Source organism: Bacillus sp. JJ634 (assembly GCF_036962285.1).
Taxonomy (GTDB): domain Bacteria; phylum Bacillota; class Bacilli; order Bacillales; family DSM-1321; genus Peribacillus; species Peribacillus asahii_A.
In genome coordinates this window covers 1-13,296 of sequence record NZ_JBALMU010000012.1, presented here as the reverse complement: position 1 = coordinate 13,296, position 13,296 = coordinate 1, and the positions used below count along the sequence as shown (strand labels likewise).

At 35.8% G+C, this 13,296-nt stretch carries 10 protein-coding genes; 1 reads left to right on the top strand and 9 read right to left on the bottom strand.

Annotated elements, in window-relative coordinates; translation table 11 throughout:
* Nucleotides 1-28: 28 nt before the first annotated feature.
* The 6 genes from V7068_RS01885 to V7068_RS01860 form a co-directional block, all read right to left on the bottom strand.
* The gene (locus V7068_RS01885) at nt 29-1,606 is read right to left on the bottom strand and encodes a class I adenylate-forming enzyme family protein (RefSeq protein WP_499710727.1); all 1,578 of its coding nucleotides are present in this window, start codon (nt 1,604-1,606) and stop codon (nt 29-31) included.
* Between the two features lie 345 nt (nt 1,607-1,951).
* Complete coding sequence (locus V7068_RS01880) at nt 1,952-2,362, bottom strand: PaaI family thioesterase (RefSeq protein WP_499710726.1); 411 nt, start codon at nt 2,360-2,362, stop codon at nt 1,952-1,954.
* Between the two features lie 36 nt (nt 2,363-2,398).
* Nucleotides 2,399-3,463, bottom strand: a complete 1,065-nt coding sequence (dctP, locus tag V7068_RS01875) for a TRAP transporter substrate-binding protein DctP (protein ID WP_499710725.1) — start codon at nt 3,461-3,463, stop codon at nt 2,399-2,401.
* 67 nt (nt 3,464-3,530) lie between these two features.
* Nucleotides 3,531-4,706 (bottom strand): acyl-CoA dehydrogenase family protein, encoded by a 1,176-nt coding sequence (locus V7068_RS01870; RefSeq protein ID WP_499710724.1) that lies wholly within the window; start codon nt 4,704-4,706, stop codon nt 3,531-3,533.
* 405 nt (nt 4,707-5,111) lie between these two features.
* Nucleotides 5,112-5,894, bottom strand: a complete 783-nt coding sequence (locus V7068_RS01865) for an SDR family NAD(P)-dependent oxidoreductase (protein WP_499710723.1) — start codon at nt 5,892-5,894, stop codon at nt 5,112-5,114.
* 25 nt (nt 5,895-5,919) lie between these two features.
* A complete protein-coding gene (locus V7068_RS01860) occupies nt 5,920-7,104 on the bottom strand; it encodes a CaiB/BaiF CoA transferase family protein (protein ID WP_499710721.1) in 1,185 nt (394 codons plus the stop codon).
* A 498-nt stretch (nt 7,105-7,602) separates the two neighbouring features.
* On the opposite strand from V7068_RS01860, the gene V7068_RS01855 reads away from it, so the two are divergent.
* Complete coding sequence (locus tag V7068_RS01855; RefSeq protein WP_252295442.1) at nt 7,603-9,141, top strand: 2-isopropylmalate synthase; 1,539 nt, start codon at nt 7,603-7,605, stop codon at nt 9,139-9,141.
* A gap of 179 nt (nt 9,142-9,320) precedes the next feature.
* Here the strand turns inward: V7068_RS01855 and V7068_RS01850 are convergent, their stop codons facing one another.
* From V7068_RS01850 to V7068_RS01840, 3 genes are all read right to left on the bottom strand, one after another.
* Nucleotides 9,321-10,307 carry an NAD(P)H-dependent flavin oxidoreductase gene (locus tag V7068_RS01850; protein WP_499710719.1) on the bottom strand — a complete coding sequence of 329 codons (987 nt, stop codon included), beginning with the start codon at nt 10,305-10,307 and terminating at the stop codon, nt 9,321-9,323.
* 458 nt (nt 10,308-10,765) lie between these two features.
* A complete protein-coding gene (locus V7068_RS01845) occupies nt 10,766-11,824 on the bottom strand; it encodes a TRAP transporter substrate-binding protein (RefSeq protein WP_499710717.1) in 1,059 nt (352 codons plus the stop codon).
* 56 nt (nt 11,825-11,880) lie between these two features.
* Complete coding sequence (locus V7068_RS01840) at nt 11,881-13,158, bottom strand: TRAP transporter large permease (RefSeq protein ID WP_499710716.1); 1,278 nt, start codon at nt 13,156-13,158, stop codon at nt 11,881-11,883.
* Nucleotides 13,159-13,296: the final 138 nt, after the last annotated feature.

Genomic DNA, 13,296 nt, shown 5'->3' with positions numbered 1-13,296 from the left:
GCTTTCGTTGGTTCTTTCAACTATTTTCTTAATGAACCTTATTTTCTTGAGCATTTGAGCGTAAAACCGTTTTTAATACTTTGCCGGCTGCATTTCTTGGAAGGGAATCTATAAATTCGATTATTCGTGGTTTCTTGTAGGAGGCGATATGCTGCTTACAAAATTCAATAACTTGTTCTTTCGTTAATTGCTTTCCAGGTTTTAATACAATATATGCTTTAACCGTTTCTCCCCATCTTGAATCTGGAATGCCGATTACAGCCGCTTCTAAAATGTCGGGATGACGATAAAGCACTTCTTCAAGTTCTTTAGGATAAATATTTTCGCCACCGCTAATAATCATGTCCTTTTTACGATCGACTACATAAATATAGCCATCTTCATCCATCCGAACTAAATCACCGCTATGGAACCATCCCCCTTTAAAAGCTTCTTTCGTTGCTTCGATATTTTTATAGTATTCCTTCATCACAGTTGGCCCTTGATACACAATTTCTCCGACTTCTCCTACAGGTACATCATTCATCTCATCATCTACAATCCGAATTCGAACATTAATGGATGGTTTTCCAACAGATGCTGTTTTATTATTGCGAAGAGAATCTTCACCATACAAATAGGTTGTAGATGGGCTCATTTCCGTTTGCCCAAAAGCTTCATATACGTTAGCGTTTTTAAATACTGTCATAATGCGTTTCTTTATTTCAACAGGACAAATAGCCCCGCCCAACGAGCAATTTTTCATTGAACTTAAGTCATAATCTAATAGATTAGGAACTTGGAACAAAAAGTTCCACATTGCTGGGACTAAGAACATCGAATTGATTTTTTCACTTTGAATGGTTTCAAGGATGTTTACGGGTTCGAATTCTCGCTGAAGAACAATCGTACCTTCCGTTAGACAATTTTGTACTAAAAGAGATAACGCTGCTATATGGAAAAGAGGAGGAATTACTAAATGTTTTGTTCCTTTTGGTGAAGAATTATGATATAGCTTGTTCATACCATTAATATAAAGATTTTTATGTGTCAGCACTGCTCCTTTCGGCCTGCCAGTCGTTCCAGATGTATAAATAATGACATGGGCATCTTCGTCATTTAATATCTCTATATTTTGATAACTTACAGGATTTTTAAAAATGGTTTCATATGAGATAGCATCGAAATCAAGTTCTTTCTCTACAGTATCTACTATTACAATCATTTGGAGTTGCGGAAGCTTATCTATTATCGAGCAGATGGTCTCAATAAATTCTTCCTCAATAAATAATATTTTCACATCCGAGTTATTTACAATATATTCAATTTCGCTAGCAACTAAACGGAAATTAACTGGAACGAAGACACTTCCATTTAAACTTGTCCCAAAATATAATTCTACAAAGGGGATTCCGTTTTTAAATAGACAACCCACTTTGTCATTCCTGCCGATTCCTTGTTCCCGGAGCCATCCTGATAAATGAGAAGCACGTTTAAGTAGTTCTTGATAAGTTAATCGTTGATGCTCATATACAAAAGCGACTCTCTCGGGTACATTATGTGCAGCACATTTTAACGCCTCTCCAATAAGTAGCTGTTGAGATAAAGAAACTTTTAATTGATCCATCTAATTCCCCTTTCGACACTTATAAATGAAGGAAATGATTATTCAGTTTCAACTCTTGTGAAAATAACACAGTTATAAGTTCCTCCTCCTTTTCTTGGAGGAAAAGAAACTATTCAACTTTTCCGAAAAGCGAACTTCATACGCCTTAAGCAAAAAATCATATGAATCAACACTATTCATTAACATAGTTAAATTTTAATATAGAAGAATTTCATTAATTCTATCCAGAACATTTTAAAGAAATAAAAAGGATTCTAAAACAATAGAACCCTCTTTATTTCTATTTGGATCCCCCTATTACGTAACATACAAGAAGTTTCATTAATTATTACTTATTAAAATCTTTCAACGGTTTCTTATTCTTTTAAAGGTGCCAGTTGCCTTCGCTAATAATTGACCATTAGAATCTTCAATTATTCCTTCAGCAGTCATAATGCTTTTTCCATGTTGAATAACATTAGCTCTTGCAATCATAGTTTCCCCATTTTTCACTGGAGCAAAATAATTAATAGTCACATTCACTGTCACAATAGGTTGTTTAATGACTGTACGAATGGTTGCCCCCATCACTGAATCGAGAATACTAAAATACACTCCTCCATGTACTCCTTGATTCACATTTAAATGGGCCGGAGTAACTTTAAGAGAATAAACGACAGATCCTTCCTCGAATTCTTCTAATTTGATGCCCAAAAAATTATTAAACGGGCTGTTTTCATAAATTTGTCTCATATCTTCCATTGATTCCACTAGCACAAAGCGTCACCTCTTCTTTAACTCAAGATTAAGTTTTTACTTATATTTTTCTAGTTTTTCTTTATACAGATTTAGTACTTCTTCATACGAATGGCCGTCAGATTTATTCTTTTCTAACCAAGATTGATTAAATTCTTCTGTTATCTTTGTCCATTCCTCTTGTTCTTTCTTTGTTAATTCTGCTATCGTTCCTCCGTTTTTTACGAACCCCTCATTGAATTTATTCGTTTCTTCCTTATAAATTTCTCCTGCTGATTCCATAATTTCTTCTCCCGCTTGAATCATCGCTTTCTGTGTATCCTCAGAGAGTCCTTGCCAAACCTTTTCATTAACTACTAATCCGTGTATAACAGATCCAACATGTGGAAAAACTCCATAATTAAGAATTTCTTCTGCACCAGAACTTTTTACAGCCATAGAGTAGTAATTAGCCGCTTGGATAACTCCTTTATCAAGAGCTTCATACGTTTCTCCATGAGAGATTGTAACAGGGACTGCTCCCATAAATTTATACATCTCACTTGTAATGCCTCCTGCTGTTTTCACCTTCAAGCCTTTTAAATCCTCTGGTACACGAATTTCCTCCCCTGTTGTCCAAATTTCGTTCGGAGGAGATACATGAGTCAAAACAGGTCTAACTCCATTATTTAAGTAATCTTTTTCTAATAATATCGAGCTTTCTTGCAACAAGTCACGATAAGCGAGAGTTCCTTGATTTGATGTCTCACTAAGATTCGGAAGACCTGCTATCATATGACTATAAGGCATGTTATCTGGGAAATAGTTAGCTGGATAGATACTAATATCAGCCACACCATCCTTCGTTAACTTCAGGAGATCTTGAGCTTTCCCTAATTGTTCGCTAGGGAAATATTGAAATTCAACTTTTCCTTCAGTTAACTCTGTCACTCTTTCCATCCAAGGTTCTGTTACCGCTGTATAAATAGGAGATGTATCAGCAAAATAAGACGCTAATTTCAAAGTAACTTTTTTGTCCTCCTCTTTTTCTGAGCTGTTTGTAGTACTTGAACTACAGCCTGCTATTAGCAGAGAAAGAGTAGTCATAATCGTTGTGAAAATTAAAAGCTTCTTTTTCGTCATTAAATTACCCCCAATTAAAGCGTTTATTTTAAGCCATTAACCGTAACTTAAATGAATTTGAATACGGTTACATTCCTAAGTTCTTAGCGATAATAATCTTCATAATTTCATTCGATCCGGCATAAATAGGGGCGACAGCTGCGTCACGGTATCTTCTAGCAATCTTATATTCCTCCATATAGCCATACCCGCCATGCAGCTGCATACATTCTGCAGAAATCCGTCTAGCCATGTCGGTAATCCACCATTTTGCCATAGATACCTCCGTAACAATATCTTGACCTGCCATATGTTTGACAATTAAATCATCAACAAAAGTACGACCTATTTGAACTAATGTAGCAATTTCCGCTAACTTAAATTGTGTATTTTGAAATTTACTAATTGGTTTACCAAAAGCTTGGCGTTCTTTTACATATTGTAACGTAATGTCTAACATGTCCTCTGCAGCAACGATTCCGCCAATTGCAGTGAGAAGGCGTTCTTGTTGCAATTTGTCCATTAAATAAAGAAATCCTTTTCCTTCTTCGCCTAAAAGATTAGCAGCTGGAACACGTACATCTTCAAAGATTAATTCAGCTGTATCTTGACTGTGCATGCCAACCTTATCTAGCTTTCTACCTCTTGAGAAACCTGCCATTCCTCTTTCTATCAATAAAAGGCTTACCCCACGATGCGCAGGAGTTGCTTTTGGATCTGTTTTACAGGCTACTAACACGACATCAGAAAGAATCCCATTCGTAATAAATGTTTTTTGACCATTGACAATATAATCAGAACCGTCTTTAATAGCGGTCGTAGAAATATTTTGCAAATCTGAGCCTGCTCCAGGTTCAGTCATAGCGATTGCGGAAATTAATTCACCGCTAACGAATTTTGGTAAAAATCTCTTCTTTTGCTCTTCTGTCCCAAAAGAAGAGAGATAGGGAGTAACTACATTACTATGTAGGCTTATTCCGCTAAGTCCCGTACCTACTCTAGCTAATTCCTCTGATAGAATAGCCGCAAAGCCAAAATCTACCCCCATGCCTCCATATTTCTCATCGACCGAAGGACAAAGAAATCCTTGTTTACCTAGTTTGAGCCACAATTCACGAGGTACTAAACGTTCTTCTTCCCATTGTGTAAAATAAGGTTCTACTTCTTTTTCCATGAACTTTCTTAGTGATTCTCGAAACATTAAGTGTTCATTAGACAGAGAGATACGATTTGTTTTTTCCTTATGAATAGTTGTATTACTCATCTTTTTTCCTCGCTCTCCTTTTTATAGTATTGCTGCTATATAATCATGCAATTTCTATGCCAACAAAACCAACCTATGTCTTTCAAGGATTCTCCTATTTCAATGCTACAGAAAGGAAACACTATTGTATTTAATTGTCCTGAAAATCGGACACTGTCTTTTTTTCGAGACAATTTTGAAGTGCGTCACCATTTCTTTTTCATCACAGAAACGTATTTCCTTTCTTCAAAAACAGGCTAGTCAAATAGCAGAAAGAGGTTAACCTAGCCCATCGTTATGAAACGACCTTTTAGGTCAACCTCTTTCGTTCGCCGTTATACAAGCAAAGCATTTCTACAAAATAACAGGGCAGCAAAGACTTATTGAATGTATTCCACACTCAACAGTAAGTTAAGACTTCAAACTTTATAAAGCCTCTCCTTTCCCCCCATCAATATTAACGGAGGTACCTGTGACGTATGATGCAGCATCCGATACTAAGAAACTAATCACATTAGCTGCCTCATCCGTTTCGCCAATTCTTCCTAACGGGATTTTATGGGAAGACAATTTTGAAAACTCCTCCCACGACAAATGACCATAATCTCTTTTCCACTTTCTTTCTATTTGCTCACTTCTAATTAATCCAATACAAACTGTGTTCACTCGTATATTATATTTAGCTAAATCTTTGCTCATTGCATTTGTTAAAGTCATTCCTGCTGCTCTACTCACACTCGTTGGTAGTGATGAAGCAGGAGCTGTTTTAGCGATTGTTGCTGTGACATTTAAAATTGCTCCACCCCCTCTTTCTTTCATATACGGGATCGCAGCATTCGAACAAAAGATTGCGGCAAATAGTTTTAAATCTAGATCTGCTCTCCACATTTCTTCATTAACCAGTTCAAATGAATGTGCAGAGCTTTGACCAGCATTGTTAATTAATATATCAACCCCGCCAAAATGCTCCGCCGTCTCCCTAACAAACTCCTCACAATCACTCTTTATAGACACATCTTTTGAAGCATAATATACCTCTCTTCCGGTTGCCTCTTTAATGATTGCTGAGGCCTCTTGCAATTTCGTTATATCTCTTCCACAAATAGCAACGTCAGCCCCTTCTTTTGCTAATAATAAGGCTGTTGCAAAGCCAATCCCTTTACTGCCGCCTGTTACTATGGCGACCTTATTTTTCAAGTTTAAGTTCATTGGTTGTACTCCTTTTTATGAATAGTTAAATAATCTTCCCTTGTTCCAAATTCGCAATTTCCTTTTTTGAATAGCCTAATTCTAGTAATACTTCGTGCGTATGCTCTCCTAATAAAGGAGGATGTTTTTTTAATTGTGCAGGGGTTTCAGAAAATTTAATTGGAAATCCGGGAACTTTTAAATTTTTAACAACAGGATGTTCAATTTCGAGGACCATCTCTCTCGCTATTACATGTGGGTGGGTCATGATTTGATCAATAGTATGAATAGGTCCACATGGTACCCCGGCGTGTTCCATTCTTTCAAAAATCTCCTTGCTTTCCATTTTGGATAGACGTTCATTAATCATTTCAACAAGTAATTCGCGATTAGCTACTCGATCATCGTTTATTTTAAATCTAGAATCCTCTAATAAGTCATTCCATTCAAAGCCTTTACAGCACTTTTCCCACAATCTATCATTCGCTACCGCTAATATAATGTCCATGTCCTTTGCTTGAAAAGCTTGATAAGGAACAATTGTAGGATGCCCTGATCCATATCGTTGCGCTACTTGTCCAGTAGCAAAAAAATTAGTAGCTAAATAATTTAAAATAGCGACTTGACTATCTAGTAAACTAGTATCAATGAATTGTCCTCTCCCACTTTTCTCTCTAGCAAATAGCGCAGTTACAATTCCAAATGCTGCAAACATACCTGTATTAATATCCACAGTGGAAGTTCCCGTCTTCACCGGCGGCCGTTCGGGATCTCCTGTTACACTCATTAAGCCGCTGAATCCTTGTAATAATAGATCATAACCTGGTCTGTTCTTTTCAGGTCCGGAACGCCCAAATCCAGAAATCGAACAGTAAATTAATCGCGGATTTATTTCTTTTAATTGTTCATAGCCGTATCCTAATTTCTCCATAGTACCTGTTCTAAAGTTCTCGACCAGCACATCTGCTTCTTTTACTAATTTATATATAATGTCTTTACCTTCTGGAGATTTTAAATCAATCGTAATGCTACGTTTATTTCGATTGGATGAGAGATAGTAGCAACTTTCACCGTTCCATGTAGGCGGGGTAAATCTTCTTGTTTCATCACCTACAGATGGCTGTTCTACTTTAATAATATCTGCTCCCATATCACCTAACATCATCGTACTAAATGGACCTGCTAATGTTCTTGATAAATCTAATACTTTGATTCCCTCTAAAGCTTGCAATCTAGTTCACCTCAGACCGTATAATTTTATTCTGTGTTAACAGATAGACTTTAACTATTTAAGAAGGCGCTTTCAAACATTATTTGCCTATTTCCCTATAGGCAAGACCTTGTCGACATGTACCTAGTCTACTTTTAAAGCAACCCACAAGGGGCTCCATCTTTTATTCCCTAACTATAATTTGTCCTCCTCTCCTTTTTCTACAATTTAATTAACATTATTTAACATTATCAGACTTTTAAAAATATTTCCAATTCAAAACATTCATGAGAATGAGATAATTAATAACAATAATTATTGTTCATACGGCTATAGGGATCATTTAAATACATATCTATAAGAAATCACGACGTACCCATTCAAAAAATAGCTTGAATATATGTTTTGGAGATTGATAAAATACTTGAATCCCCTAAAAAATTGTAGTAGTATACATTTTATACAAAAAATGGATATGGATATCCGTAATAGGTGATTAATTGAAAAGGGGGTTTCATGATGGAGAATAAAAGAGTTTATTTTTTTGATACTACATTAAGAGATGGTGAACAAACACCTGGGGTGAATCTTAATCAAGAAGAAAAGGTGGAAATTGCACTACGATTAGAAAAGCTAGGAATCGATATTATTGAGGCGGGATTTGCTGCTGCATCGCCTGGGGACGCACAAGCTATTAGAGCAGTCGCACAAGCTGTTTCTAAACCAATGGTAGTCAGCCTCGCTCGAACAAATAAAGAAGATATTGATGCAGTAATAAATGCTATTGGAGATATTGATAATACAGGTATTCATATTTTTATAGCTACTTCCCCGATTCATCGAGAACGTAAATTAGGATTGACAAAAGAACAAGTAGTAGCCAAAGCGGTCGAAAGTGTCTCTTATGCAGCCAAACATTTTAAACATATTGAATTCTCCTGTGAAGACTCTACACGTACCGAATTAGATTTTCTTTGTGAAGTAGCCGAAAAAGTGATTGAAGCAGGCGCAACTGTGTTGAATTTCCCTGACACAGTCGGTTATACAACTCCTGAAGAATATATCAAGCAATTTCAATATATTAAGGAAAATACAGCAGGAATTGAGAACGTACGCTTAAGCTGTCATTGTCATGATGATCTTGGTTTAGCATTAAGTAATAGTATTGCTGCCATTAAAGCGGGGGTTACACAAGTTGAAGGATGTATAAATGGGATTGGTGAACGAGCAGGAAATGTAGCTCTTGAAGAAGTAGCTGCTTTATTAGAAACTCGAAAGGATTATTATCATAAAGAAACAGGGATCGATTTGAAAGAAGTGGCTAGAACAAGTAAATTAGTAAGTAGACTTACAGGCATTGCTATTCCTCCTAACAAAGCGGTTATAGGTGGAAATGCGTTTGCTCATTCTTCTGGCATTCATCAGGATGGGGTTATTAAAGATAAATCTACCTACGAAATTATGAAGCCTGAAAGTATTGGTTTTCATGAGACTAAGTTAGTATTAGGCAAACTCTCTGGCAGAAATGCGCTTAAAAAGAGATATGAAGAGCTCGGTTATTTTGTTAACGATGAGCAGCTTAGAGAAGTTTTCAAAAAGTATAAAGATCTTGCCGATCGTAAAAAGGAAATTTTTGATGAAGATATTATCGCTTTATTAGAAACACAGACGACAAAAGAAAAGCATTCTTTATATTCATTTAAAGACTTCAGTTTACAAATACTCACAGACAATCAATATCGAGCATTCGTTAATATCGTGCATAGTGATGGCTCTTTAATTGAAGGAATTGGTGAAGGAAATGGTCCGATTGATGCTCTTTATAAAGGAATAGATGGTGCTCTTCAGTTAGAAGATACCGAATTAGTTGATTATAAAATCAACTCCATTTCACAAGGAAAAGATTCAATTGGAGAAGTATTTGTTAAAGTTAGAAAGAAAGGATCGTTATTCCAAGGCAGAGCTATTAATGTTGATATTATCGTTGCAAGTGCTAACGCTTATATCGATGCAATTAACAGATTAAAAACTCCACATGAAAACTTATCCAAAATTTAAAAAGGTCAACTACGTTTAATAAACTTCTATGCTGACTATTTATAAATATCGATAGTACAAAAAAGATGGCTTCTATTTTGAAGTCATCTTTTTTGTAACTCTTCATAAAACCAAAGCTAAAATGAGATATAAATCGTTTTATCAACACTATTAGTTAATAGCGTCAATTCATTAAATAATTAACATTGTATCTTTCTTGTAGATATTAAAGTAGATAAGGCTTGTTCATACTCTTCTTCAAGGTCATTAACTACTTGAGAAATTGGCAGAACTTTATCAATTGTCCCTACGCCTTGACCAGCAGACCAGATGTCCTTCCAGGCCTTTGCTTTTACTTCCTTATTCTCCATATGTGAAAAATCTATCGTTTCTTTTTTCTCAAGCTGCGAAGGGTCAAGACCAGCATTTTTAATACTCGGAATCAGATAATTGGCATGTACCCCGCTAAAAGCAGGCGTGTAAATGATATCGTCAACTGTTGAGTCCGTTACCATCTCTTGATATTCTTTACTCGCATTACTTTCAGTTGTGGCAATGAATCTAGTTCCCATATAAGCAAAATCTGCTCCTAATGCTTGGGCGGCCAATATATCTTGTCCATTCGTAATACAACCAGAAAGCAGGGTAATTCCATTCCAAAACTTTTTGACCGCTCCCATAAATGCTATTGGATTGATTGTGCCACCATGACCTCCTGCCCCATTACAAACTAACACTAATCCATCGATACCAGTCTCTGCCGCTTTTTTTGCATGAGTAAGGGTCGCTACATCAGAAAATACAAGTCCACCATATTCATGGACAATGTCAACAACAGATGTAGGCTTACCTAATGAAGTAATAACAATAGGAGGTTGATATTTCTTAATTAGTTCCAAATCTGTTTCATAACGCTTATTTGATTTATGAACAATGAGGTTGACAGCCCATGGAGCTATTTTCTGATCAGGATTCAACGCTTTTGCTTCTTCTAATTCTTCAGTAATTCGATTCATCCATTCTTCTAAAATTTCCCCTGTTCTTGCGTTTAATAATGGGAATGAACCAATTATGCCTGATTTACAAGCTTCAATCACTAACTCTGTACCAGATACAAGAAACATTGGTGCTGAAATAACTGGTAATCTTGTTTTTTCCAAGAGCATATTTAATTTAGTATTTGTCATTATTATTCCCCTCTCTTTAAAATATGAGAATAGTAAATCTCAAAGTATAAGGATTATTAACCACCATCCTATAATAATACCATTATTTTTAATATTTTGTAAATATATGTTAAATTATTCTCTCAAACTTAAATTTTCGATAATAGAAATAAAACATGATCATAGCGCAAAAAATAAGAAAAGAAATACTTAAGAAAATATTTCTATAAACATCGTTGTATTCATGACTACTAACCAACTAGTGAAACTCCAAATGATAAGGATTTTATTCTCTTGAATAGGTTTGGCACTTGCAAAGTCCGAAGTAGGGGTAGAAATGGACGACATTGTCTCTCACCTTAATTCTTATATTTTTTGAAAACCAAAATATTAAAAAGGCCTTGCTTTTAAACAAGACCCAAAATTAACTTCAAATTAATTTAACTTAACTATTAGATTGGTGTCTGGCATTCCTATTTTTATTTGTATTTTTCTAAACTCTCTTTATACTGTTTTAACACTTCCTCATACGGAAAATCTTTAGATCCTTGTTCTTTTAACCATTTTTCTGTGAATTCTTTAGTAACCTTTTCCCACTGCCCTTTTTCGGCATCCGTTAAGTCTACAATGACCCCGCCAGCTTTACTGAATTCTCCATTAAAATTCTCTGTATCTTGATCATACTTTTCTCCAGACGGTTGTACCAACTCTTGTCCTGCTTCCTTCATTACCTTTTGTACATCTTCAGGAAGTCCATTCCAAACCTTTTCATTAACGACTAACCCATGAATAGCCGTCCCTATGTGTGGAAAAGTCGCATATTTAAGAAGATCTGCCGTTCCAGAAGCTTCCACAGCCACACTGGAGTAACCCGCACCCTCTATAACACCTTTCTCAAGAGCTTCATATGTCTCTGTATGAGAAACCGTTACAGGAACTGCTCCCATATATTCGTACACTTCGTTAGCGACTCCACCTACTGTTCTAGCTTTTAACCCTTTTAAATCTGCTGGTACTCTTACTTCTTTTTTTGTGGTCCAAATTTCATAAGTCGGTGATACATGTCCTAAAATAGGAACGAGCCCATTTTTTGAAAAATCTGTTTCTAATAGTTCCTTATTTTGCTGTAATAATTCGTTATAAGCTGCTGTTCCTTGATGTGAAGTCATACTAAGGTTCGGCAAGCCTGCCAACGCATTTGTTAAAGGCATATTATCTGGAAAGTAGTTGGCTGGAAAAACACCAATATCCGTTACTCCATCTCTTGTTAATTTCAGCATATCTTGAGCTTTTCCTAGCTGTTCTCCAGGATAGGTATCAAATTGCACCTTACCATCAGTGAGTTCCGTTACTCGCTTCATCCAAGGTTCCGTTACATATTTATATACTTGGGATGTAACTGGAACATACGTAGCTAACTTTAGTGTAATCGTTTCATTTTCTTTCGAATTGTTAGAAGAACTTGTACTACATCCAGCGATTACTAGAGAAAGAATCGAAATTATAATTGTAAGAATAAACAAACGCTTGGCTTTCATAATATTTTCCTCCACCCAAAAGTTATAGTTGTTTTATAAACCCCATCAAATTAGCTCTACATATTAGTTGGTAAGTAAAGAGCAATTTGTGGAAAAATAACTAGGAGTAATATCGTTAATAGCAATATCCCGATAAACGGTATAGACCCATAAAATACACGGTCCACAGGGACTTGGGAATGCTTACTTGTAATAAATAGATTAATTCCAACAGGAGGTGTAACAAGACCAATTTCTAGTAACAATACAACAATTACACCAAACCATATTTCATCAAAACCTAAGGCTTGAATGATTGGAAATACAAGAGGTAAGGTCAAGATCATGGAGCCGATCAAATCCATAAACAATCCAAGGATGAGGTAGAAGACAATAATTAAAAACAAAATGGTCCATTTGGATAAACCGCTCTCAGAAATCGCTGAGATGATACTTTGTCCAGTACCGGTTAACGTGAAGAAATATGCGAATATGTATCCGCCAATCACAATGGTAAAAATCATAGCCGTCTGCTGAACAGCGTCTTTAAGTGATTCAATAACAGATTTAACATTTAATCTCTTTATAAGTAAACCAATGAAAAGTGCTCCTAATGCTCCAAATGCAGCAGCCTCTGTAGAAGTTGCAATTCCTAAATAGATAACGGCTAAAACAAATACTACAAGTATCAGCATCGGCCAAATTGTTTTTAAGGAAGCAAATCTTTCACTCCATGAGGATTTTTCAATTTTAGTATTCAATTTTATAGAAGTAATGAAGATGAAGGCACAAAGAAGTCCTGCAAGCAGTATTCCTGGTAAAACCCCAGCCATTAATAGGTGTCCTATTGATGTTTCTGTTTGCACGGCATAAAGAATAAGCGGAACACTAGGTGGAATTAGGACGGCTAAGGTTCCCGTAGATGAAGCAACTAAACCGGCAGCAAAAGTATCCTTGTATTTAGCCCTAACCATCTCTGGGATACAAATTTTTGACATAATCGAAGTGGCAGCGATACTTGAACCAGATAACGTCCCAAATCCTGCACTGGCAAATACGGTAGATACTCCTACTCCACCTGGTACATGACCAATCCATTTTAGGATACAGTCATACAGATCTTTCGCAATATTACTTTTGGAAATGAAGTTCGCCATTAATATAAACAAAGGGATCGTTGTTAAAGTAAAACTATTGACACTTCGATAGGCTGTTGATGAAAGAATCCCAGTAAATGTATCAAATCCACTAACCAAGAAAATTCCTAACGAACCAACAACTATTAAAGTAAACCCAATAGGCATGCCTATAAATAATAGCAACAGCAATAAGAGAACAATTCCTAGTGTTAACATAGATTATATCCCCCCTTTAAATAGATAAAACTAATATATAAATCTTTCTTTAACCAGTAATTTTCTTTTCAGAATCAGCCAAAGAATTACTAGATATTACTTTATTCGAAAAAATAATTGAGACAGATTCTATTAAAA